The sequence below is a fragment of the Pseudoduganella sp. OTU4001 genome, from assembly GCF_038440195.1.
Lineage (GTDB): Bacteria > Pseudomonadota > Gammaproteobacteria > Burkholderiales > Burkholderiaceae_D > Rugamonas.
The window spans coordinates 180,431-202,182 of the sequence record NZ_JASATG010000002.1 but is presented as its reverse complement, the minus strand read 5'-3'; the positions used below and the strand labels follow the sequence as shown (position 1 = coordinate 202,182).

Below are 21,752 nucleotides of genomic sequence, written 5' to 3'. Positions count from 1 at the left end.
CATGTCCAATTTCCCGAACTTTCGTAGCCCGGCTGTCCTGCTCGCCCATGCGGGGCACACCATGCGCTTTTACCATCCGCGCGCGATCGATCCCAACGGCGGCCTGTATCACTATTTCAAGGACGATGGCACCGTCTATGACGCCCAGCACCGCCACCTGGTAAGCAGCACGCGCTTCGTGTTCACCTACTCCATGGCCTATCGCCACTTCCAGGACCCGGCCTACCTGCAGGGCGCCCGCCACGCGGTCAGCTTCCTGCGCGAGGCGCACCGCAATGCCGACGGCAGCTACGCCTGGATGCTGAACGACCGCGATGTGGAAGACGGTACCCAGCACGCCTATGGCCAGGCCTTCGTGCTGCTGGCCTATGCCCACGCCAGCATGGCCGGCGTAGCGGAAGCGCGCGCCTGGATCGGCGAAACCTTCGACCTGATGGAGCAGCGGTTCTGGGACTCTGAAGCCGGCCTGTATGCGGACGAGGCAAGCCAGGACTGGAGCGTGCTGTCCACCTACCGCGGCCAGAACGCCAATATGCACGCCTGCGAGGCGCTGCAAGCGGCCTACCAGGCCACCGGCGAGCGCCGCTACCTGGAGCGCGCCTACACCGTGGCGCACAACATCACCCAGCGCCAGGCGCAGCGCTGCGGTGGCCTGATCTGGGAGCACTACGACCAGCAGTGGCAGCCTGACTGGCGCTTCAATATCGACGATCCGGAAAACCTGTTCCGTCCCTGGGGCTACCAGCCCGGCCACTTCACCGAATGGGCCAAGTTGCTGGTGCAGCTGGAGGCGCGCGGCAAGGGCGTGCTGGAGCAGGACCTGGGCTGGCTGCTGCCAACCGCCGAACGCCTGTTCAGCGTCGCCGTTGAAAAGGGCTGGGACACTGTGCATGGGGGGCTGTGCTACTCGCTGGCGCCGGACCTGGCCATCTGCGACTTCCACAAATACTTCTGGGTGCAGGCCGAGAGCGCGGCGGCGGCAGCCATGCTGGCCCAGCGTACCGGCAAGCAGGAATACTGGGACTGGTACCAGCGCCTGTGGGAATACAGCTGGACCCATATGGTCGACCATAAGTACGGCGCCTGGTACCGCATCCTCGACCGCGAGAACCGCAAGCTGAGCGACGAGAAGAGCCCTGCCGGCAAGGTTGATTACCACACCATGGGCGCCTGCTACGATATCGTGAACGCCCTCGGGGAATCCGGCCATGCATAACGCCCCGATTATGCTGTGCGCCGGCGAGGCGCTGACCGACATGATCCAGCAGGGCGAAGAACAGTGGGTGAGCCGCGTCGGCGGTTCGACCTGGAATGTGGCGCGCGCGCTGGCCAGCCTGGGCGAACCTACCGGATTCGCCGGCGCCATCAGCCGGGACCGGTTTGGCGACGCCCTGTGGGCCGCCAGCGAAGCCGCTGGCCTGGACCTGCGCCTGTTGCAGCGCGTCCAGCGCTCGCCTTTGCTGGCCATCGTCGAACAAGGCGAGCCGCCGCGCTACTTCTTTATTGGCGATGACAGTGCCGACCTGCATTTCAACCAGGCCGTGCTGCCTGCCGGCTGGTCACGCGCACTGCGCTGGGCCCACTTCGGTGGCATAAGCCTGGCGCGCGAACCGCTGGCGTCCAACCTGGTCGTGCTGGCCGAGCAGTTGAAAGCGCAGGGCGTGTCGATCAGCTACGACCCGAATTACCGCAACCTGATGGACAAGCGCTACACGCCAACCCTGGAGCGTATGGCAGCACTGGCCGACTTGATCAAAGTGTCCGACGATGACCTGCGCGGCCTGTTCCCCGGCGTCGATGTCGAACAAGCGCTGCAGCGCCTGCGTAGCTTTAATCCCAAGGCTTACTGCCTGCTCACGCGCGGCGGCCAGGGCGCCAGCCTGTTCCTCGGCGAGCAGCGCGCGGATGCGCGTGCCCCGGCCGTCACCGTGGTCGATACCGTGGGCGCCGGCGACGCCAGCGCAGCTGGCTTGCTGGTCAGCCTGGCGCGCCATCCGCAGCGTTCCCTGCAAGCGCACCTGCACGCCGCGCTGGCGGCCGGTTCTGCTGCCTGCCAGCATGCCGGCGCCACCCCGCCGACGCCAGCCGCCATGCAAAAACTGTTTGAAGTGCTTCAAGGAGAGGTAACGCAATGAGCCGCACCCGATTCATAGCGCTGCTTGCGCTGCTGCCCGCGCTGGCATTCGCCAACAGTACGCCGGTCAACACCTTCATCGGCACCCAGGACGAAGGCAACACCTTCCCCGGCGCCTCCGCACCATTCGGCATGATCCAGGTCAGCCCGACCGGCGAACATTACGCCGGCTGGCGCTACAGCGATCCAAAGATCCGCGGCTTCGGCCACTCCTTCCTGTCCGGCGCAGGCTGCTGGGAGCAGGGCGGCCAGCTGTCCGTGCTGCCCGTCACCGGCCGCATTGGCCCCGGCGGCGACTTCGATACCGGCAAAGCCGCAAGCTTCGACTACAAGCGCTATGCCGCCGATTACACGCACGACGGCGAAGTAGGCCAGGCCGGCTACTACAAGGTCAAGCTCACCAGCTACGGCGGCATTACCGCCGAAGCCACCGCGCTGACCCGCGCCGCCGCCGAACGCTACACCTTTGCCGCCGGCACCGGTACCGGCCACCTGCTGCTCAACGTTGGCCAGGCCAACAACCGCCACTCGGTGGTCGGCAGCGAAGTGAAGGTGCTGGACGACCGCAGCGTGGAAGGCACCGTCACCACCAAGAGCTTCTGCGGCGGCGCCCAGTACACCACCTGGTTCCGCATGACCTTCGACCGCCCCTTCGTCGCCCACGGTATCTGGGACGACCGTGGCGGCTGGCCCGGCGCCAAAGGCCCGAGCCAGCAAGGCGAAGCCCGCCCGCACGGCGTCTGGCTCAGTTTTGACCTGAACAAAGGCGCAGCCGTCACCGCCGTCAGCGCCATCTCCCACATTGACGCCGAAGGCGCCCGCATCAACCTGCGCGCCGAAGGCATGTCCGGCGGCGAGCCGCTCAGCTTCGACGCCATGCTCAGCAAGGCGGAGGCAGCGTGGCAAAAGGAACTGGGTAGCGTGCGTATTGAAGGCGGCAGCCAGGACGACCGCACCGTGTTCTACACCGCGCTCTACCACGCCCTGCTGCAGCCGCTGACCGGCAGCGACGCCGATGGCCGCTATCGCGGTTACGACGACGCCATCCACACTGCCAAAGGCTGGACCTACTACGAGTTCTTCTCGCTGTGGGACACCTACCGCGCCCAGAACCAGCTGCTTGCGCTGCTGCGCCCTGAACGCTCGCGCGACATCGCCAACTCCGTGCTGAAGATCCGCGAAGAGGGCGGCTGGCTGCCACGCTGGGGCTACGCCAACTTCGACAGCAACGTCATGACCGGCGACCCGGTCACGCCATTCCTGGTCGACCTGTGGCGCTACGGCGCCCTGAAAGGCCGCGAACGTGAAGCCTATGCGGCGCTGCGCGAAAACGCTTTCGGCGTGCCACCGCACCGCAACCGCGCCCAGGGCCGCGCCGGCAATCCGAACTACATGAAGCAAGGCTTCGTGCAGTACGACCGCACCTTCGTTGCCAAAGGCATGGACATCGATCCCCACCACGGCGCATCGGCCACTATGGAATACGCCCTGGCCGACAGCGCCCTGGCGGAAATGGCCAAGGCGCTCGGCCACGCCAAGGACGCGCAAGTGCTGGCCCAGCGCGCCCTGAACTGGCGCAAGGTGTGGGACCCATCCGCTGTCGATGCACCGACCGGCCTGCGCGGCTTCCCACGTCCGCGCCTGCTGGACGGCAGCTGGTTCTCCGACTTCGGCGGCACCTTCGACCCGCGCGGTGAACGTGGCTTCCACGAGGGCACCTCCTGGCAGTACCAGTGGCTGGTGCCGCAGGATATCCCCGGCCTGGCGGCAGCCATGGGCGGCCCGGTCAAGGCCGTGCAGCGCCTGGACCAGTTCTTCGACTACGACGCCGTGCTGGCCGATCCGACCGCCGTGCGCAAGTCGTGGGTGGTGGGGGCGTACAGCTACTACAGTCAGTTCCGCTACAACCCGAACAACGAACCGGACCTGCACGCGCCATGGATGTACACCCTGATGGGCCAACCATGGAAAACCACCACCGTGCTGCGCGCGGCCGAGACCCTGTTCGGTAATGGCCCAAGCGGCGTAACCGGCAACGACGACCTGGGCACCATGTCCGCCTGGTACCTGTTCAGCGCCCTGGGCCTGTATCCCGACACCCCGGGGAGCGGCCGCTTCCTGCTGCACGCGCCACGCTTCGCCCGCGCCGAGATCGACCTGCCAGGGGGCCGCGTGCTGCGCATCGAAGCACCCGACGCCAAACCGGGCGAGCGCCGTTTCGTACAGTCCGTACAATGGGGCGGCCGTCCGCTGTCGCGCGTATGGCTGGACTGGGAGCAATTGCAGACTGCCGGTACACTGACGTATAAACTGTCGCCGCAGCCGGATGCAAAAGGTTGGGGTACCCGAAGCAGCGACCTGCCGCGCCCACCGGCCGGCATGTAAAAGATAAATACGAGGAGACAAGCATGGCAAACATGGCACACAACACCGCATCCACCGCGCCGCCGCAGGCGAATGGCGGCGTCCAGAACGGAACCAACACCAGCGCGCTGGTTATCGTCACCATCCTGTTCTTCATGTGGGGCCTGATCACGTCGCTGAACGACGTGCTGATCCCGCACCTGAAGGCGATCTACACGCTGTCCTACTTCCAGGCCATGCTGGTGCAGTTCTGCTTCTTCGGCGCCTACTTCATCGTATCGATGCCGGCCGGCGCACTGATCCGCCGCATTGGCTACCAGAAGGGCGCCGTGACCGGCCTGCTGATCGCAGCCGGCGGTTGCGCCTTGTTCTATCCGGCCTCGTTCGGCGGCTACGGCTTGTTCCTGCTGGCGTTCTTCGTGCTGGCATCGGGCATTACTGTGCTGCAGGTGGCGGCCAATCCTTACGTCACGGTGCTCGGCCCACCACGCACCGCTTCCAGCCGCCTGAACCTGACCCAGGCCTTCAACTCCCTCGGCACCACCATCGGCCCTGCGATTGGCGGCCTGCTGATCCTGGCCACCGCCAGCGCTGTTGCCGGCGCGGTTGCCGATGCCGCCACCGTGCGTGGTCCTTACCTGGCGCTGGCCGGTACGCTGGTGCTGCTGGCCGTGCTGTTCGCCTTTGCCAAGCTGCCGCAAATCGCCGAAAGCGAAGACGTCGCGCTGGCAGGCGAGGGCCACGGCTCCGCCTGGGCGCATCGCCACCTGGTGCTGGGCGCCATCGGCATCTTCCTGTACGTCGGCGCTGAAGTCAGCATCGGCAGCTTCCTGATCAACTTCTTCGGTGAATCGCAAATTGCCGGCTTGTCTCACGCCGACGCCTTCCACTATGTCAGTATCTACTGGGGCGGCGCCATGGTGGGCCGCTTCATCGGCTTTGCGGTGATGCGCGTAGCCAGCCCGGGCAAGACCCTGGCGGTCAACTCGCTGCTGGCGATCGGCCTGGTGCTGACGGCGGTCTTCGGCAAGGGCAGTGTGGCCATGTGGGCCATCCTGGCCGTTGGCCTGTGCAACTCGATCATGTTCCCGACCATTTTCAGCATGGCGCTGCATGGCCTGGGCAAATATACCGGCCAGGGCTCCGGCATCCTGTGCATGGCCATCGTCGGCGGCGCGATCATCCCGTTCGCGCAAGGCGCCATGGCCGATGCGATGGGCGTGCAGGCATCGTTCCTGCTGCCGGCCGCCTGCTACGGCTTCATCCTGTACTTTGGCGCCAAATACGCGTCGATGTATGCGGCCAAATAAGGCCGATCCGCACCGCGCCGGCCTGGCCGGCGCCGTCGCGCTGCTCGCCGCACTGAGCGGCGCACCCGTCGCGCACGCCGAAACCGTCACCCGCCTGACGTTTTCCCAGGCTGGCACCGTGCTGGAAGTCACCGCCCCCGCCGCCGGCATCATGCGCGTCCGTCTGGGCCGCGGCAAACTGCCCGAAGACGCATCCTGGGCCGTGCCAGCCGCGACACGCAGCGTCCACCTGCCGCTCGAAGTAAACCGCAGCGGCGACATAGTCCACCTGAGCGCCCCCAACATCAGCGCCCGCATCAACCGCCGCACGCTGCGCGCTGAAATTCTGGATGCCAGCGGCAAGCCGCTGCTGACCGACCTGGCTGGCAGCCACGAAGCCGGCTTCCGCCTGCGGGGCAAGCTGGCCGGCGCCGACCACATTTTCGGCCTCGGAGACAAGACCGGCACCTTCGACCGCAAGGGCGGCGCCTACACCATGTGGAACTCGGACACCTACAAGTTCACCCAGGCCACCGACCCGCTCTACAAAACGATTCCCTTCTTCATGGCCGTCGGAGATCGTGGACGCGCCTACGGCGTCTTCCTCGACAACACATGGCGCAGCACCTTCGACTTCGGCAAGACCGAGCGCGATGTGCTCGCTATCAGCTGCGAGGGCGGCCCAATCGACTACTACGTCATGTCCGGCCCCGCGCCAAAAGACGTGCTGCAGCAGTACGCCCACCTGACCGGCAAGCCGCCCCTGATGCCGCAATGGTCGCTTGGCTTCCAGCAATCCAAATGGAGCTACAAGACCGACGCCGAAGTGCGCGCCATCGCCCAGCGCCTGCGCAGCGAACGGCTGCCCGCCGACGTGGTCTACATGGACATCGACTACCAGGACCGCGCGCGCCCCTTTACCGTCAACCGCAACACCTTCCCCGACGTGCGCAAGCTCGCCAGCGACCTGAGAGGGCAGGGCCTGCGGCTGGTGTTGATCACCGACCCGCACATCGCCAACGCCCCCGGCCAGGACTATGCCGCCTACGACAGCGGCGCCGCGCAGGACATGTTCCTGAAGCTTCCCAACGGCCAGCACTACTCTGGCGACGTCTGGCCCGGCGCCGCCGTCTTCCCCGACTTCAGCCGCGCCCCGGTGCGCCGCTGGTGGGGCGATTTGTACACCGGCTTCCTCGCCGACGGCGTGGCAGGCTTCTGGAACGACATGAACGAGCCATCGATCTTCAACGTCGCCAGCAAGACAATGCCGCTTGACGTGGTGCACCGCATCGACAGCGACGACTTCACCGCGCGCCGCACGACGCACGCCGAGATGCACAATGTCTACGGCCAACTGAATTCCCGCGCAACGTATGAAGGCCTGACCCGCCTGCAGCCAGACGTCCGCCCCTTCGTGCTGACCCGCGCCACCTATGCCGGCGGCCAGCGCTACGCGGCCACCTGGACCGGCGACAACGCATCGAGCTGGCAGCATCTCAAGATGGGCATCCATCAACTGCTCAACCTCGGCATGAGCGGCTTCTCCATGGCCGGCAACGACGTTGGCGGCTACGCCGGTGAGCCACCGTCGCCCGAGCTGCTCACGCGCTGGATTCAAGTAGGCGCCTTTACGCCCCTGTTCCGCGCCCACTCTGAAACTAACCGCCCCGACCAGGAGCCATGGATCGGCGACGCCGCGCACGTCGACATCCGCCGCCGCGCCATCTCAGAGCGCTACCGGCTGATGCCCTACCTGTACGCCGCGGCGGAAGAGAACAGCCGCACCGGCATCCCGATGATGCGTCCCGTCTTCCTCAACTTCCCGCAAGTGCTGGCGAACGGCGACCGCCTGGGCGGCTCGGAAGACCAGTTCATGTTGGGCGGCGACTTGCTGGTCGCCCCATCGCCAACTATGGAATCGCCCGGCGCCTACAAAGTCGAACTGCCCGGCAAAGGCTGGTACAACTACTGGACTGGCCAGCGCCTGGCCGGCAAAGACGAAATGGTCACGCCCGACAGCGCGACCTTGCCGGTCTACGTCCGACCCGGCGCCATCATCCCCAAACAGCCGCTGGTCCAAAGCACCGCCATCACACCTGAAGGCCGGCTGGAGCTGCACATCTACCCCGGTCCCAACTGCCAGGGTGAGATCTACGCCGACGACGGCGCCAGCCTCGCCTACCAGCGCGGCGCCTACCTGCGCCAACGCATCCGCTGCGAAGAAACGCCGAACGGCATGAAGGTGATATTCGAACAGCGCCAGGGTGAATGGAAGCCATGGTGGACCGGCCTCGCCATTCACGTTCACGGCTGGGCTGGCGCTCGGTCGGAGCTGGCGCCTGACATGTCAGGTGGAGTGCTGAGTATTTCAGTCAAAGAGTAGTTTGATACTCTTTTTACGTAAAATGAGTAGTTTAACGCTCAATTTGTTCGCGCTCCAAGGCCATGCCGAGGGAACGTGCAAGAACCAGGATTGTTGACAGTCGCGGGTCGTGCATTGAACAGGGCAATCGACAAGACGGTGCGCACATTCACTTGGGACGATCTCGACGCACTCCTGGAAAGAGCCAAGGTGCTGCGCCGGGGCCGTATCCTTCAGGTTGCGCGAAGTGTTGTAGCCAGGGCCAAGGCTGACTGGCCGGCCCTGCTCAAGGATGCGCCGGAAAACATGCGCAACGCAATCGCGGAGCGCCTGGCAGGCGGCGTCGCATTGGCATAATTAATCAGATTTGGTCGGGGTGAGAGGATTCGAACCTCCGGTCTCTACGTCCCGAACGTAGCGCTTTACCGGACTAAGCTACACCCCGACTGGTGCGAACTGATTTTACCCATAACTTTGTCCATTTATCAACACCCTTGGCGGTGATATAGTTGCGTCCTCTGGTTATACTTAATTTGCATCATGGGAACGACCATTTATCACAACAACTCGTGCAGCAATTCGCGTGGTGCCCTGGCGCTAATTCGCGAGGCGGGCATTGAGCCGGAAATCATCGAGTACCTGAAAGCGCCGCCGTCGCGCGAGGTGCTGCAGGATCTGATCGCACGTGCCGGCCTGACCGCACGCGGCGCCATGCGCAATAAGGGCGAGCTGTACGACCAGCTTGGCCTGGCCGACGAGTCGCTGCCAGAGGCAAAACTGATCGACGCCATGATGGCGCATCCTGAATTGATCAACCGTCCCTTCGTGGTGACCGACAAGGGCGTGCGCCTGTGCCGTCCGCCGGAAACGGTTAAAGAGATCCTCTAAGTGCGCAAAGCCTACGCCTTCTTGCTGCTTGCCCTGGCGGCGAGCGCCCAAGCCGACACTGCGGAGTGTGAGCGGCATCTGCTTTCGAACTATCCGTTCCCACACCGGCCGACGGCGGAGCAGGTCGCGGCGTTGCAGGACTGCGATGCGGACAAGCTGTATTACGGTATTGGCCAGCACTTCGATTATGTCAGGGCGCGCCACTGCGCGCTGGCTAAAGACAACCATGATGTGCTGATGATGCTGTATGCGAACGGTTTAGGCGTGCCGCGCAATTACCCCATGGCCAAGATGGCGGCCTGCCGTGCGGATGCGTCTGAGATTGAAGCGCGGCTGGCCCGCCTGGCGCGTATGCAGACTGGGAAGGAAGGTCCGTCGCCCAAGATCGATATGTGTGATGACGCGGGCAATAGTCATCTCGTCGCACGCTGCGCTGCCATCCAGCTAGATCTGGCCGACCAGGATCGCAATGCACGGATTGACTCTCTGTCGACGCGCTGGAGCAGCGAGGAAAAGGCCGCCTTGCAGCAGTTGCGGCGTCACGTTGGGGATTCGGCGCAGTTGGAAGAGGTATTCACTTCGCTGCAGGAGTTCGAAGCGGGCAGGCTGCCGTCGTTCACAGCGGAGGATGCCGCCGCAGCTGAGCGTGAAATGAGCCAGCTGAGGCCAAGCCTGGATAAGCAGCGCAGTTGGCTGGCTTATCGCGATGCCTGGTTGGGACTGGGCAAGCTGCGTTATCCTTCGGTCGCTCCATACGTATGGAAGGCTTATTTCACGAAGCGTCGCGTGGCTGCGATTAAGGCGCAGGCTGGGGGGTAAAGAGCGGTGCAAATCGGGGGGGGACAAAAAAAGGCGCCGTTTGGCGCCTTTGTCTTTAGTGGCTGCGGTCCACCGAGAAGCGGGCCAGCTGCAGCAGCGATTGCTTGTAGACGCCGTCCGGCATGTCGGCAATCGCATCGATCGCGCGCTGGGCTGCCACTTCGGCGGCGCGGCGGGTGTAATCCAGCGCGCCGCTGTTGGTGATGGCGGCCAGGATGGTGTCGAAATGCTGCTCGTCGCCGTTCTCGATGCAGGAACGCACCAGGGCGCGCTGTTCGTCGGTGCCGTTTTCCATCAGCCAGATCAGCGGCAGGGTAGGTTTGCCTTCGCGCAGGTCGTCGCCCACGTTCTTGCCGATTTCGGCCGCATCGCCAGCGTAATCCAGCACGTCGTCGATCAGCTGGAAGGCGGTACCCAGCGAGCGGCCGTATTCGCCGGCTGCGGCGATATCGGCGTCGGAAGCGCCCGACACCAGTGCGCCCAGTTCCGCCGCAGCTTCGAACAGCTTGGCGGTCTTGGAGCGGATAACCTGCAGGTAGCTTTCCTCGGTCACGTCCGGGTCGTGCATGTTCAGCAGCTGCAGCACTTCGCCTTCGGCGATCACATTGGTCGCATCGGACAGGATCTGCATCACGCGCATGGAATCCAGCGACACCATCATCTGGAAGGCGCGCGAGTACAGGAAGTCGCCCACCAGCACTGAAGCGGCATTGCCGAACAGTGCGTTGGCGGTCTGGCGGCCACGGCGCATTGACGATTCGTCAACAACGTCATCATGCAGCAGGGTCGCGGTGTGGATGAATTCGACCACGGCGGCCAGCTCGTGGTGCGCCACGCCCTTATAACCATAGGCATTCGCCACCAGCAGGACCAGAACCGGCCGGATACGCTTGCCGCCCGCGCTGATGATATATTCAGCAATCTGGTTGACCAGGGCCACTTCCGAGTGGAGTCGCTGGCGAATCACCGAATTGACCGCTTCCATATCGGCGGCAATGGTGCTGGTGATGGAGTTCTGGGCGTTGGACAAGGTAAACCTGCTGGTAACGTTGGTAAGAGTGCCGCGATTATACGTTACTCGTTGCCCACATACCACGTGGCCCGCCCGCCGACAATACCTTTTGACGCGTTTCCCGAAACTATGTATAATCAGCGGTTCCCTGGCTTCCGTCTTGTTGTTTTTGGGCGTCGAGCAGGGGAGACTTATTAACAATTCAAGAGGTTTCCAATCATGTACGCGGTCATAAAAACCGGCGGCAAACAATACAAAGTTGCTGCTGGCGAAAAAATTAAAGTAGAACAGTTGCCGGCTGACATTGGTTCCGAAATCACTATCGACCAGGTTCTCGCCGTTGGCGCGGGCGACAGCATCAAGTTTGGTGCTCCTCTGGTTGCAGGTGCATCGGTTCTGGTGAAAGTAGTCGCACAAGGTCGTCACGACAAAGTACGTATCTTCAAGATGCGTCGTCGTAAGCACTACCAGAAGCGTCAAGGCCATCGCCAAAACTTCACCGAAATCCAAATCGTTTCGATCAACGGCTAATCGCTGTTCATCAAGACTCACCGAGCTATCAAGGAGTAACTAAATGGCACACAAAAAAGGCGGCGGTACTACCCGCAACGGTCGCGACTCTGAATCAAAACGCCTGGGCGTTAAAGTGTACGGCGGCCAGTCCATCAACGCTGGTGGCATCATCATCCGTCAACGCGGCACCCCAGTTTCCGCTGGCGAAGGCGTGGGCACCGGTAAGGACCACACCCTGTTCGCTCTGGTGGACGGCGTTGTGAAGTTCGTGACCAAGGGTCCGGACAACAAGAAGTACGTTACCGTCGTAGCCGCTGCTTAATACAGCGCTCTAAAGGTACAGTAAGGCGCAAGCCTTCTATCAAAAGGCTCTGCCAGTGGTAGGGCCTTTTTAGTTTTTAAGGTGGTCACATGAAGTTTATTGACGAAGCACGTATCGAAGTCATCGCCGGCAGCGGCGGTAATGGCTGCGCCTCTTTTTGCCGTGAAAAATTCCGACCATTCGGTGGCCCAGACGGTGGCGACGGTGGTAAGGGCGGCAGCATTTGGGCGGTCGCGGACCGAAACGTCAATACGCTGGTGGACTACCGCTATTCCAAGATGCACCGCGCCGGCAACGGCGAATCGGGCCGCGGTTCCGATTGCTACGGCAAGGGCGCGGACGATATCTTCCTGCGCATGCCGGTCGGCACCCTGATCATCGACGAAGTGTCGGGCGAAATCATCGCCGACATGACCGAACACGGCCAGATGGAAATGCTGGCCAAGGGCGGCGAGGGCGGCTGGGGCAATATCCACTTCAAGACCTCGACCAACCGCGCACCGCGCCAGAAGACCGACGGCAAGGAAGGCGAACGCCGCGAACTGCGCCTGGAGCTGAAGGTGCTGGCGGACGTGGGCCTGCTGGGCATGCCGAATGCCGGCAAGTCGACCTTCATTACCGCCGTGTCGAATGCCCGTCCGAAGATCGCGGACTACCCGTTCACCACCCTGCACCCGAACCTGGGCGTGGTGCGTGTGTCGCACGAGAAGTCGTTCGTGATCGCGGACATCCCTGGCCTGATCGAAGGCGCCGCTGAAGGTGCGGGCCTGGGCCACCAGTTCCTGCGCCACCTGTCGCGCACCGGCCTTCTGCTGCACATCGTCGACCTGGCGCCGTTCGAAGCGACTGTCGATCCGGTGAAGGAAGCCAAGGCCCTGGTCAAGGAGCTGGAAAAGTACGACCCTGCGCTGGGCAAGAAAGAGCGCTGGATGGTGCTGAACAAGCTGGACGTGGTGCCGGAAGAAGAACGCGCCAAGCGCGTGAAGGACTTCGTCAAAAAGGTCGGCTTCAAGGGCCCGGTTTTCGAGATTTCCGCACTGTCGCACGAAGGCACGCAGGAACTGGTCAACGCCATCTACCTGCACTTGGAGCAGCAGCGCTACTCCGAGCAGCGTTCGGAAGAGGTGCAGATGACCGAGGAAGCACGCGGTATCTCCTCGATCGACCCGGACGACCCACGTTTCAAAGTTCTGGATTAAAATCCAGACAACCTCTTATCTTTGCCGCCCCTGCCACACGCGGGGGCGCGCATTGTCTGCGGCAAGCCGGCACCATCCCCGCCCGGCGCAATACATCGTTTTGATCATTGTCACCAAGAGCTTCGCCGCCTTATGAATTCGCTTATCCAGAACGCCACCCGCATCATCATCAAAGTGGGCTCCTCGCTCGTCACCAATGACGGACGCGGGCTCGATCATGCCGCTATCGCCCGCTGGGCGTCCCAAATCTCCGCCCTGCGCGCGCTGGGCAAGGAAGTCGTGCTGGTTAGTTCCGGCGCGGTGGCGGAAGGCATGCTGCGCCTGGGCTTCGACAAGCGACCGACGGATATCCACGAACTGCAGGCCTGCGCGGCGGTGGGCCAGATGGGCCTCGCCCAGATCTACGAAACCAGCTTCCGCGCGCACGGCATCGGCACCGCACAGGTGCTGCTGACGCACGCCGACCTGGCGGACCGCGAGCGCTATCTGAATGCGCGCTCCACGCTGACCACCTTGTTGCGCCTGGGCGTGGTCCCGATCATCAATGAGAATGACACTGTGGTCACCGACGAAATCAAGTTCGGCGACAACGACACCCTGGGCGCGTTGGTCGCCAACCTGATCGAAGCCGACGCGCTGATCATCCTGACCGACCAGCGCGGCCTGTTCAGCGCCGATCCGCGCAAGGATCCTGCTGCCTACCTGATCACCCACGGCCGCTCTGGCGATCCAGCTCTGGAAGCGATGGCTGGCGGCGCCGGTTCCGCGCTGGGGCGCGGCGGCATGCTGACCAAGATCCTGGCCGCCAAGCGCGCGGCCAAATCCGGCGCGCACACCGTGATCGCGTTTGGCCGCGAGGCCGATGTGCTGACCCGTTTGGCGGGCGGCGAATGCATCGGCACCGAACTGTCGGCACAGACCGGCCACCTGACAGCGCGTAAGCAATGGATGGCGGATCACCTGCACACCGCAGGCCAGGTGGTGCTGGATGCGGGCGCGGTGCAGAAGCTGGCGGAAGAGGGCAAGTCCTTATTGCCGATTGGCGTGATCGACGTGCATGGCGAGTTTGGGCGCGGAGCGGTCATCACCTGCGTCAGCGAAGATGGCAAGGCGATCGCGCGCGGCATCAGCAACTACACCAGCGCCGAAACGCGCCGCATCAAGCGCAAGCCCTCCGCCGAGATCGAAGCGATCCTCGGCTACGTCGAAGGCCACGAGCTGATCCACCGCGACAATATGGTCCTACTGTAGAACCCGTGTCCACCTTGGGGTCAGGCTCTTTGGTAGACACAAGCACAGCCGCTACGCGGCTGGGCTTGTGTCTACCAAAGAGCCTGACCCCAAGGTGGACACGGACTCGGCTTTAGGCGTCGGCCGGCGCCGGCGTCTTGCCTTTGAATTCGCACAGATCAGAAATGACGCAGTTCCAGCACTTGGGCTTGCGGGCGATGCAAGTGTAGCGGCCGTGCAGGATCAGCCAGTGGTGGGCGTCCATCAAAAATTCCTTCGGCACAAACTTCATCAGCTTCTGTTCGACGATGTCGACGTTCTTGCCCGGCGCGATATTGGTGCGGTTGGAGACGCGGAAGATATGCGTATCCACCGCCATCGCTATCTGGCGGAACGCGGTATTCAGCACCACGTTGGCTGTCTTGCGCCCCACGCCCGGCAATTGCTCCAGTTCTTCGCGCGTCTGCGGCACCTCGCCGCCATACTGGTCGACCAGGATCTGGCAAGTCGCCATCACGTTCTTGGCCTTGGTCTTGTAAAGCCCAATGGTGCGGATGTATTCGGTCAGCTCGTCGAGACCCAGGTCGAGGATGGCCTGCGGTGTATTCGCCACCGGATACAGCTTACGCGTGGCCTTGTTCACGCCGACGTCGGTCGCCTGCGCTGACAGCAGCACCGCAATCAGCAGCTCAAACGGCGTGGTGTATTCCAGTTCGGTTTCGGGATTGGGATTCGCTTCGCGCAGGCGCTCGAAAATTTCTTGGCGTTTTGCTGGATTCATTTGTTCTTATCGGCTTCGGCGCGCTGGCGGGCGCGTTCCATGGCGGCGGCGATGATCTGGCGTTTGCGTTCCTTCTCAGCCTGTTCGGCCTCATTCTCCGGCGTCAGGCGTTCCACGGCAGCTGCCTTGGCCTGCGCCTTGGCAGCCAGGCGTGCATCATTCTCTTCGCGTTCGCGGACCAGGCGCGCCAGGCGGAAGTCGTGACGCCCGCGCGCTTCGTCGGCTTGCGCCTGCGTCCACGCGTCCCAGCCCGTGGTCTCGGTAACCGGATACATCACGATGCAGTCCACCGGGCAGGCCGGCACGCACAGGTCGCAGCCGGTACATTCCTCGGGGACGATGGTATGCATCTGCTTGGCCGCGCCTATGATGGCGTCCACCGGACAAGCCTGGATGCACAGCGTGCAGCCAATGCACAGCGATTCGTCGATGAAGGCCACTGCGCGCGGCCGTTCAAAGCCGTTCACAGGATTCAGTGGAATGACGGGACGCCCGGTTACGCTGGATAAACGGCGGATGCCTTCCGCACCGCCAGGCGGGCATTGGTTGATCTCCGCTTCACCGGACGCAATCGCCTCCGCATAGGGGCGGCAGCCTTTGTAGCTGCACTTCGTGCATTGGGTTTGCGGCAGCACGTCCTCGATGCGGTCGGCCAGGGTCTTCGGTTCAGTCACGGTGAAAGGCGAAACGGTAAAGCATTATTATCCAACATCTCCCCCGTCTTTGCGGAAGTTGCCTCGCATCAACTTTTGTGGGAACATGACGAATTCTTACAATGGGCGGGGAACCATGCGTGTTGTGCGGGCGATCGGGGGCATTCTGTGCTTGCTGCTAGGCTGGCAAGGCTATGCTGCCGCTGATTCGCGCGTGCGTTTGGCGTCGGAGGAATGGCCGCCCTACGTGTCGGCGGCCTTGCCGGAGCAGGGTATTTCGGGCGCTTATGTTGCCGCGGTATTTGCGCGCCTGGGCAGCATTTCGGCCATCGATTATTTTCCATGGAAGCGCACCATGGAGGTTGGCATGCACGACCGGCGCTATTGGGGCCTGCTGGCGGTCTGGCGCACGCCGCAGCGCGAAACCCAATGCCACTTTTCCGCGCCGATCGGCAGCACCATGAATGTGCTGGTCTACCTTAAGGAAGCCCCGGTGATCGCCTCGGCACTGCGCGATTTGCGCAGCGCCAGTATCGGCACCGTCGCCGGCTATTCCAACGGCGAAGAGTTCGACACCCTGGCGCGGCGTGGCTTGCTGCACGTGCAGGAAGGCGTCAATGACGAGACCAATCTGCGCAAGCTGCTCAGCAAACGGTTCGATGCCATGGTGATCGAGAAGCGCGTGCTGCGCCAGCTGTTGGCCAGCCACCGCTTCACGCGCGCCGAGCGTGACCGCATCGCCTTCGCCGAGAACCTGTTCCACGAGCGCACCGTCCACATTTGTTTCCAGCGCAACCCTGCTGGCCAGGCGCAGCAACGCGCCTTTAACGAAGCCGCCCGCGAGATCGATCTTCTCCGATTCGAACGCGAATACCTCCGCCGCCTCGACACCGACCGCCCAACTGTCGACTGACCCTGCGTTCAGTCCTTGTTGCGCTCCAGGTGCTCGTTCTTCTATTCCTTCGGACAGTAAAGTTTGTACAGCACCTGCAGCACTGCCATCGCTTCCGCACTGGCGATGCTGTAAAAAATCTGCTTGCCTTCGCGCCGCGTGGCAACCAGTTCGTTATTGCGTAAAACGGTGAGCTGCTGCGACAGGGTAGGCTGGGCCACGCCGGTGGCGGCTTCCAGCTCGCCGACCGAATGTTCTCCATCCACTAGCTGGCAAAGCAGCAGCAGCCGGTCGGGATTGGATAGCGATTTAAGCAAGCCCGAGGCCTGGCCTGCGGCAGCCTGCAAAGCGGCAGGATTAATTTTCATAATATATGAAAAAGTATATTGTAAGCCGAAATAAAAGCCGGGCGCTGCGGCCCGGCCGGCACATGGGCAGGCCCCTTAGCCGTGTTTCTGGATGAAGGACGAAATGCGCGGGCAGACGATCTCGCGCCAGCGGCGGCCGGAGAAGATGCCGTAGTGGCCGGCGCCCGGCACCACGAAGTCTTCCTGCTTATTGGCCGGAATGCCGGAGCACAGGTCGTGCGCAGCCTGGGTCTGGCCGGCGCCGGAGATATCATCCAGCTCGCCTTCCACCGTCATCAGCGCCACGGTCTTGATGTCCTGCGGACGCACGAACACGCCATCCACTTCCCAGGTGCCTTGCGGCAGGCGGAATTCCTGGAACACGGTCTTGATGGTGTCCAGGTAGTACTCGGCCGGCATGTCCAGCACCGCGTTGTACTCGTCGTAGAACTTGCGGTGCGATTCCGCCGGCTCGTCGTCGCCGCGCACCAGGTGCATGTAGAACTCGCGGTGCGATTGTGCGTGGCGCCCCGGGTTCATGGCGATAAAGCCTGCATGCTGCAGGAAGCCCGGATACACTTTGCGGCCAAAGCCTGGATAGTTCGGCGGCACCGCATAGATCACGGTGTTCTCAAACCAGGAGAACTTCTTTTCCACCGCCAGGTTGTTGACCTGGGTTGGCGATTTGCGCGGGTCGATCGGGCCGCCCATCATGGTCATGGTCTTCGGCAGCTTGGGATCGTTGGCGGTTGCCATCAGCGAGATCGCCGCCAGCACCGGTACGGTCGGCTGGCAGACGGAAATCACATGCAGGTCCGGGCCCAGCTGGCGGATGAACTCCTGCACGTACTTCACGTAGTCGTTCAGGTGGAACGGGCCGGCCGACAGCGGCACCAGGCGCGCATCGATCCAGTCGGTGATGTAGACGTCATGCTCGTGCAGCAGGGCATGCACGGTATCGCGCAGCAGGGTGGCATGGTGGCCGGACAGCGGTGCGACGATCAGGATGGTCGGCTGCTTCAGCGCCTTGAATTCCTTGGCCGGCATTTCCTTGCGGAAGTGGCGCAGCTCGCAGAACGGCTTGGTCTCCACCACGGTTTCGATAATGCCGACTTCCTTGCCCTTGACTTCCACCTGCTTGATGCCGAATTCTGGCTTCTCATACTCCTTGCCCAGGCGGTACATCAATTCGTAGCCTGCCGCGATACGCTGCGAGAAAGGGGTATGGGCAAATGGGGACACCGGGTTGGTGAACAGCTTCGACGAAGCTTCAGCCCACTGCATAAGCGGGTGAAGGAGCGAGCGTTGCATTTCGTGCAATTGGTAAAGCATAGTGATGTCCCGCTGAAAATTGTGGCAATGCGCAAAGTTAGTTCAATTATAGGCCATTTATTCATGACCAGAAGCATTCCGCAGTACCTCTCAGAAAGTACATAAACAACGGCTAAGTCGCCATGCTCCCAACATAATACGGGCAAGAAAACAAAAAAAGCAGCGTTTCCGCTGCTTTTTTGTAGGATGCGTCCGAAGAATCGGTCAGATCAGGTGAAGATCAGTCGAACACCGGGGTTTCCACGCCCAGCACTTTGTGGAGTTTTGGCGACGTCGTGGTGTACTGCATGTGGATCTTCTTGTCCGGGAAGATGTATGGTGCAGCGCCGAAAGCGGCCAGCGCGGCTTCGTGGAAGCCCGACAGGATCAGCTTTTTCTTGCCTGGGTAGGTGTTGATGTCGCCCACGGCGAAGATGCCCGGCACATTGGTTTCGAACTTCTCGGTCGACACCACTTTCAGCTGCTTGCGCTCGATATCCAGGCCCCACTCAGCGATCGGGCCCAGCTTTGGCGACAGGCCGTAGAACACCAGCAGCATGTCCAGCGGCACGCGGCGGGTCACGCCGTCGGCGCCGGTCACGCGCAGTTCGGACAGCTTGTCGTCCTTGGTTTCGATGCCCGACACCTGGCCAATGATCAGCTGCATCTCGTATTCGTCGCACAGCTGCTTCATCTTCGCCACGGAAGCCGGCGCAGCGCGGAAGTCTTCACGGCGGTGCAGCAGCACCACGGATTCGGCCTTGCCCACGAAGTTCAGGGCCCAGTCCAGCGCGGAGTCGCCGCCGCCGCAGATGACCAGGTTCTTGCCTTCGAACTGGGCCGGGTTCTTCACGCGGTAGAACAGCTGCGAGCCTTCGAAGGCGTCGATGCCGTCCACCTTCATGGTGCGCGGCTGGAACGAACCCACGCCGGCAGCGATGAAGATGGTCTTAGTGATGAACTTGGTGCCCAGCGAGGTTTCGACGTCGAAACGGCCGTCTTCGCGCTTTTGCACCACGGTCACTTCCTGGCCCAGGTGGTAGGTCGCGCCGAACGGCTCGATCTGCTTCAGCAGGCCGTCGGTCAGTTCCTGGCCGGTGCAGGATGGAATCGCAGGAATGTCGTAGATCGGCTTGTCAGGATACAGTTCCACGCACTGGCCGCCAACGGCGTTCAGGGAGTCGATCACGTGGGCTTTGATCTCCAGCAGGCCGAGTTCGAAGACCTGGAACAGGCCAACTGGGCCGGCGCCGATGATGACTGCATCGGTTTCGTGGAAACCGCCTGGTGGGGTGCTGACGACATTCATAATGATTCTCATTCCATCTGAATAAGCGAACACCGCGTCAGGCGCGGTGTTGCACGGTGAATAACAGGCTGCCTGAAAACGCTTAGCGTTTCAGCAAGTGGGCCTTTTCCTTGACGTCCTTGAACTGCTCGGCTTCCGGCAGGGCAGGCTTGGTCTTGGTGATAGAAGGCCAGTTGCGCGACAAGTCAGCATTGATTTTGATGTATTGCTGCTGGTCGGACGGCACGTCTTCCTCGGCGAAAATGGCGTTGACCGGGCATTCGGCTACGCACACGGCGCAGTCGATGCACTCATCTGGGTCAATCGCCAGGAAATTTGGGCCTTCGCGGAAGCAATCTACCGGGCAAACATCGACGCAATCGGTATAGCGGCAGGCGATGCAGGATTCGGTGACAACGTGGGTCATAACAGTCCTATCTATATTTGGGTGCTGGGTAAAAGCTCAGCAAAGCACTGTATTTTAAGGCAATCCGCTATTTCTCACAATTCGGGCTTAGATACAATCTAAATAAGCAAATTCGTGGCGTCACTCTAACAACCTTGCTTTCAGGCGGCGGAACGGATCAAATCCAGCAGATCCTGCCATGGTGGCGCGCCGGTCTCGATAAAGCTTAAGCTATGTCGTTGACGGCCATCGTCGGCGGTGATATTCCAGCGCCCCAGATCGGCGCCAATCGCCTCGTTTTCGACGTTTTCGGACGCAAAAAAACCACTGGAGGCGAGCGCCGCCTCCAGTGCCGGACCTAACGGACTTGCATCCGTGTCAACTTCGAAGTGTTGCTGAAGGCCGGCAAAGCCGCCTCCGCCGCTGGCAGTGATCTTCATTTCTCTACGGTCAGCTCTCCGTGGTGGGAACCGTAATTCTTGCACCACGCGGCCAGGGCCTGGCGCTCGGCATCCAGAATGCCTTCCATATCAAAGTATTCGGCATGGTTCATGGTGCCGCAGCAGGTGCGCCGGTCCTGGTGGGCGTCCGGCGCATCTTCCACCATGGCCGGCAGCTCCAGGTTGGGCGGCTGGTCGCTGGTCAGCGGCACGGGGGATACCACTACCTCGCGCAGCGCAAAGCGGTTGCGGATGAAGTTGGCGTAATCGACCGGTTTGCCGTCTTCGGCGGCAATGCGCAGCATGTGGTTCACCACGTCGGCGTATTTGGCGTTGGTGTCCGGCGCGGCGACCAGGGCGCGCAGCACCAGGCTGCACAGGTAGCCGGAGACATTGTGCAGTACCGCCGCGTCGTCGCGCAGGCCGGGCGCGCGCTCGAACGAGAACACGTCGGCCAGGATGTCGTAGATGGCGCCGGTGAATACCTGCGAAATCGCGTGCACCTCGTTGCCGGTTTCGGACAGCTTGAGGTCGTTGTCCGCGTTGCGCAGGCCGTTGGGGCGGCCTAGCGCCAGGCCGAACTGTTCCGCCATATCGGCCAGGAAGGTCTTGTCGTGCAGGTCGGCCTTGGTTTGTGCGATCACCGCTTCGACCTGGTCGAATTGCGACAGCGTCACGAAGATCGCCGTCAGGTCGCCAAACGATTCGTGCAGGCCGCCGGTTTGCGGTGGCGCGCTGTTCAGGATCCACTTCGGCTTCAGCCCGTCCAGCACGGCGTGGCCGGTTTCGTGCGCCACGATATCGAAGGAGCGGCAGGTGTACACGCGGTCCATGCCACCGCTTGGCACAAAGTGGCCGAACTTCAGCGCGCGGTCGCTGCGGCTGTAATAGGCGTTCATCACATTCGGCAAGCCGTGCGGGAACACTTCCAGCGGCTCGGTATTGTGGCTGCTGTTCCAGGCCCAGGGCAGGGGAGCGCCCTGGTCGGCGCGCGACAGCACGCGCTGGTACATGGTCAGTGTCAGCCGCACCACGGCGAAACTGTGCACGGCATCGAACTGGTCGGTGTCCGGCTGCATGATGAAGTCGCCAAACGCGTTCGGGCTGACCGGCGCGATGCCGGGCCGGCCGAAGGTGATGCGGGCATCGCGCGGGCCTTCCAGGAATACGCCTGGCATGAACAGCTTGCGCGTGCCGATCTCGGCGACGGACGGGTCCTGCTTCCAGATCAGCACGCGCGCACCGGCCGGTGGGGCGGCAGTCGCGCGCGTCGGCAGGCCGTTATCCTTCAGGCGCGGCGGGCTCGGTTGCTGTAGCAGTTGCGCCGACTTGCGGTGTACGCGGTAGGGGGCGGAGGGTGTCGGCACGTAGCCGACCGGCAAAGTCATGCACACATTCTCATCCATGATCTTTCTCCCAAGGGGCGGTTGAAAGACCATGGTTATCCTGTCCGTGTGGTCGCCCTTTGATCCTGCTCAAAGGTGCGTGAGTTAAAATGCCGC

The 21,752-nt window shown here is 62.5% G+C and carries 22 protein-coding genes and 1 tRNA gene; 13 read left to right on the top strand and 10 right to left on the bottom strand.

Going from position 1 to position 21,752, the window contains the following annotated elements; all coding sequences use genetic code 11:
* Nucleotide 1: 1 nt before the first annotated feature.
* From AAHE99_RS02895 to AAHE99_RS02870, 6 genes are all read left to right on the top strand, one after another.
* The gene (locus AAHE99_RS02895) at nt 2-1,216 is read left to right on the top strand and encodes an AGE family epimerase/isomerase (RefSeq protein WP_342114221.1); all 1,215 of its coding nucleotides are present in this window, start codon (nt 2-4) and stop codon (nt 1,214-1,216) included.
* Nucleotides 1,209-2,135 carry a carbohydrate kinase family protein gene (locus tag AAHE99_RS02890; RefSeq protein ID WP_342114219.1) on the top strand — a complete coding sequence of 309 codons (927 nt, stop codon included), beginning with the start codon at nt 1,209-1,211 and terminating at the stop codon, nt 2,133-2,135. The genes AAHE99_RS02895 and AAHE99_RS02890 overlap by 8 nt, the downstream gene beginning before the upstream one ends.
* The gene (locus tag AAHE99_RS02885; RefSeq protein WP_342114217.1) at nt 2,132-4,519 is read left to right on the top strand and encodes a GH92 family glycosyl hydrolase; all 2,388 of its coding nucleotides are present in this window, start codon (nt 2,132-2,134) and stop codon (nt 4,517-4,519) included. The genes AAHE99_RS02890 and AAHE99_RS02885 overlap by 4 nt, the downstream gene beginning before the upstream one ends.
* A 23-nt stretch (nt 4,520-4,542) precedes the next feature.
* Complete coding sequence (locus AAHE99_RS02880) at nt 4,543-5,808, top strand: sugar MFS transporter (RefSeq protein ID WP_342114215.1); 1,266 nt, start codon at nt 4,543-4,545, stop codon at nt 5,806-5,808.
* Entirely contained in the window at nt 5,795-8,170 is a 2,376-nt protein-coding gene (locus AAHE99_RS02875) for a glycoside hydrolase family 31 protein (protein ID WP_342114212.1), read from the top strand. Before AAHE99_RS02880 ends, AAHE99_RS02875 begins: the two co-directional genes overlap by 14 nt.
* Nucleotides 8,171-8,284: 114 nt before the next feature.
* Entirely contained in the window at nt 8,285-8,506 is a 222-nt protein-coding gene (locus AAHE99_RS02870; RefSeq protein ID WP_342114210.1) for a hypothetical protein, read from the top strand.
* A gap of 11 nt (nt 8,507-8,517) precedes the next feature.
* On the opposite strand, the gene AAHE99_RS02865 is transcribed toward AAHE99_RS02870, so the two are convergent.
* Nucleotides 8,518-8,594 (bottom strand) — tRNA-Pro (locus tag AAHE99_RS02865).
* 95 nt (nt 8,595-8,689) lie between these two features.
* Here AAHE99_RS02865 and arsC point away from each other — a divergent pair.
* Together arsC and AAHE99_RS02855 are read left to right on the top strand one after the other, a co-directional pair.
* On the top strand, nt 8,690-9,037 hold the full coding sequence (arsC, locus tag AAHE99_RS02860; protein WP_342114208.1) for an arsenate reductase (glutaredoxin): 348 nt from the start codon (nt 8,690-8,692) through the stop codon (nt 9,035-9,037).
* Nucleotides 9,038-9,856 (top strand): hypothetical protein, encoded by an 819-nt coding sequence (locus AAHE99_RS02855; protein ID WP_342114205.1) that lies wholly within the window; start codon nt 9,038-9,040, stop codon nt 9,854-9,856.
* A 55-nt stretch (nt 9,857-9,911) separates the two neighbouring features.
* Here AAHE99_RS02855 and ispB read toward each other — a convergent pair whose 3' ends face one another.
* A complete protein-coding gene (gene ispB, locus AAHE99_RS02850) occupies nt 9,912-10,886 on the bottom strand; it encodes an octaprenyl diphosphate synthase (RefSeq protein WP_342114203.1) in 975 nt (324 codons plus the stop codon).
* A 201-nt stretch (nt 10,887-11,087) separates the two neighbouring features.
* On the opposite strand from ispB, the gene rplU reads away from it, so the two are divergent.
* The 4 genes from rplU to proB all read left to right on the top strand — a co-directional run bounded on the left by rplU (nt 11,088) and on the right by proB (nt 14,153).
* Nucleotides 11,088-11,399: a 50S ribosomal protein L21 gene (rplU, locus tag AAHE99_RS02845; protein WP_055933037.1), complete on the top strand. Its 312-nt coding sequence runs from the start codon at nt 11,088-11,090 to the stop codon at nt 11,397-11,399.
* A 43-nt stretch (nt 11,400-11,442) separates the two neighbouring features.
* Nucleotides 11,443-11,703, top strand: coding sequence for a 50S ribosomal protein L27 (gene rpmA / locus AAHE99_RS02840; protein WP_342114197.1), 261 nt, complete (start codon nt 11,443-11,445; stop codon nt 11,701-11,703).
* Nucleotides 11,704-11,792: 89 nt separating this feature from the next.
* Nucleotides 11,793-12,902: a GTPase ObgE gene (obgE, locus tag AAHE99_RS02835; RefSeq protein WP_342114195.1), complete on the top strand. Its 1,110-nt coding sequence runs from the start codon at nt 11,793-11,795 to the stop codon at nt 12,900-12,902.
* 132 nt (nt 12,903-13,034) lie between these two features.
* On the top strand, nt 13,035-14,153 hold the full coding sequence (gene proB / locus AAHE99_RS02830) for a glutamate 5-kinase (protein ID WP_342114194.1): 1,119 nt from the start codon (nt 13,035-13,037) through the stop codon (nt 14,151-14,153).
* A gap of 112 nt (nt 14,154-14,265) precedes the next feature.
* Here the strand turns inward: proB and nth are convergent, their stop codons facing one another.
* The gene (gene nth, locus AAHE99_RS02825) at nt 14,266-14,913 is read right to left on the bottom strand and encodes an endonuclease III (protein ID WP_342114192.1); all 648 of its coding nucleotides are present in this window, start codon (nt 14,911-14,913) and stop codon (nt 14,266-14,268) included.
* Nucleotides 14,910-15,587 (bottom strand): electron transport complex subunit RsxB, encoded by a 678-nt coding sequence (rsxB, locus tag AAHE99_RS02820; protein ID WP_342114190.1) that lies wholly within the window; start codon nt 15,585-15,587, stop codon nt 14,910-14,912. The genes nth and rsxB overlap by 4 nt, the downstream gene beginning before the upstream one ends.
* A gap of 115 nt (nt 15,588-15,702) precedes the next feature.
* On the opposite strand from rsxB, the gene AAHE99_RS02815 reads away from it, so the two are divergent.
* Complete coding sequence (locus tag AAHE99_RS02815; protein WP_342114188.1) at nt 15,703-16,479, top strand: substrate-binding periplasmic protein; 777 nt, start codon at nt 15,703-15,705, stop codon at nt 16,477-16,479.
* Between the two features lie 41 nt (nt 16,480-16,520).
* Here AAHE99_RS02815 and AAHE99_RS02810 read toward each other — a convergent pair whose 3' ends face one another.
* From AAHE99_RS02810 to AAHE99_RS02785, 6 genes are all read right to left on the bottom strand, one after another.
* Entirely contained in the window at nt 16,521-16,826 is a 306-nt protein-coding gene (locus AAHE99_RS02810) for a metalloregulator ArsR/SmtB family transcription factor (RefSeq protein WP_342114186.1), read from the bottom strand.
* Between the two features lie 75 nt (nt 16,827-16,901).
* Complete coding sequence (locus AAHE99_RS02805) at nt 16,902-18,137, bottom strand: polyhydroxyalkanoate depolymerase (protein WP_342114184.1); 1,236 nt, start codon at nt 18,135-18,137, stop codon at nt 16,902-16,904.
* A 220-nt stretch (nt 18,138-18,357) separates the two neighbouring features.
* On the bottom strand, nt 18,358-19,425 hold the full coding sequence (locus tag AAHE99_RS02800) for an NAD(P)/FAD-dependent oxidoreductase (protein ID WP_342114183.1): 1,068 nt from the start codon (nt 19,423-19,425) through the stop codon (nt 18,358-18,360).
* An 82-nt stretch (nt 19,426-19,507) separates the two neighbouring features.
* Nucleotides 19,508-19,831 (bottom strand): ferredoxin FdxA, encoded by a 324-nt coding sequence (fdxA, locus tag AAHE99_RS02795; protein WP_028100735.1) that lies wholly within the window; start codon nt 19,829-19,831, stop codon nt 19,508-19,510.
* 140 nt (nt 19,832-19,971) lie between these two features.
* Nucleotides 19,972-20,250, bottom strand: a complete 279-nt coding sequence (locus AAHE99_RS02790; RefSeq protein WP_342114180.1) for a protealysin inhibitor emfourin — start codon at nt 20,248-20,250, stop codon at nt 19,972-19,974.
* The gene (locus AAHE99_RS02785; RefSeq protein WP_342114178.1) at nt 20,247-21,656 is read right to left on the bottom strand and encodes a hypothetical protein; all 1,410 of its coding nucleotides are present in this window, start codon (nt 21,654-21,656) and stop codon (nt 20,247-20,249) included. The genes AAHE99_RS02790 and AAHE99_RS02785 overlap by 4 nt, the downstream gene beginning before the upstream one ends.
* Nucleotides 21,657-21,752 lie beyond the last annotated feature (96 nt).

What these genes read in the sequence shown, in the direction of transcription:
- AAHE99_RS02895 (WP_342114221.1), top strand. Translation starts at nt 2, where the DNA reads ATGTCCAATTTCCCGAACTTTCGTAGCCCGGCTGTCCTGCTCGCCCAT.
- AAHE99_RS02890 (WP_342114219.1), top strand. Translation starts at nt 1,209, where the DNA reads ATGCATAACGCCCCGATTATGCTGTGCGCCGGCGAGGCGCTGACCGAC.
- AAHE99_RS02885 (WP_342114217.1), top strand. Translation starts at nt 2,132, where the DNA reads ATGAGCCGCACCCGATTCATAGCGCTGCTTGCGCTGCTGCCCGCGCTG.
- AAHE99_RS02880 (WP_342114215.1), top strand. Translation starts at nt 4,543, where the DNA reads ATGGCAAACATGGCACACAACACCGCATCCACCGCGCCGCCGCAGGCG.
- AAHE99_RS02875 (WP_342114212.1), top strand. Translation starts at nt 5,795, where the DNA reads ATGCGGCCAAATAAGGCCGATCCGCACCGCGCCGGCCTGGCCGGCGCC.
- arsC (WP_342114208.1), top strand. Translation starts at nt 8,690, where the DNA reads ATGGGAACGACCATTTATCACAACAACTCGTGCAGCAATTCGCGTGGT.
- rplU (WP_055933037.1), top strand. Translation starts at nt 11,088, where the DNA reads ATGTACGCGGTCATAAAAACCGGCGGCAAACAATACAAAGTTGCTGCT.
- rpmA (WP_342114197.1), top strand. Translation starts at nt 11,443, where the DNA reads ATGGCACACAAAAAAGGCGGCGGTACTACCCGCAACGGTCGCGACTCT.
- obgE (WP_342114195.1), top strand. Translation starts at nt 11,793, where the DNA reads ATGAAGTTTATTGACGAAGCACGTATCGAAGTCATCGCCGGCAGCGGC.
- proB (WP_342114194.1), top strand. Translation starts at nt 13,035, where the DNA reads ATGAATTCGCTTATCCAGAACGCCACCCGCATCATCATCAAAGTGGGC.
- nth (WP_342114192.1), bottom strand. Translation starts at nt 14,913, where the DNA reads ATGAATCCAGCAAAACGCCAAGAAATTTTCGAGCGCCTGCGCGAAGCG.
- AAHE99_RS02815 (WP_342114188.1), top strand. Translation starts at nt 15,703, where the DNA reads ATGCGTGTTGTGCGGGCGATCGGGGGCATTCTGTGCTTGCTGCTAGGC.
- AAHE99_RS02810 (WP_342114186.1), bottom strand. Translation starts at nt 16,826, where the DNA reads ATGAAAATTAATCCTGCCGCTTTGCAGGCTGCCGCAGGCCAGGCCTCG.
- AAHE99_RS02805 (WP_342114184.1), bottom strand. Translation starts at nt 18,137, where the DNA reads ATGCTTTACCAATTGCACGAAATGCAACGCTCGCTCCTTCACCCGCTT.
- AAHE99_RS02800 (WP_342114183.1), bottom strand. Translation starts at nt 19,425, where the DNA reads ATGAATGTCGTCAGCACCCCACCAGGCGGTTTCCACGAAACCGATGCA.
- fdxA (WP_028100735.1), bottom strand. Translation starts at nt 19,831, where the DNA reads ATGACCCACGTTGTCACCGAATCCTGCATCGCCTGCCGCTATACCGAT.
- AAHE99_RS02790 (WP_342114180.1), bottom strand. Translation starts at nt 20,250, where the DNA reads ATGAAGATCACTGCCAGCGGCGGAGGCGGCTTTGCCGGCCTTCAGCAA.
- AAHE99_RS02785 (WP_342114178.1), bottom strand. Translation starts at nt 21,656, where the DNA reads ATGGATGAGAATGTGTGCATGACTTTGCCGGTCGGCTACGTGCCGACA.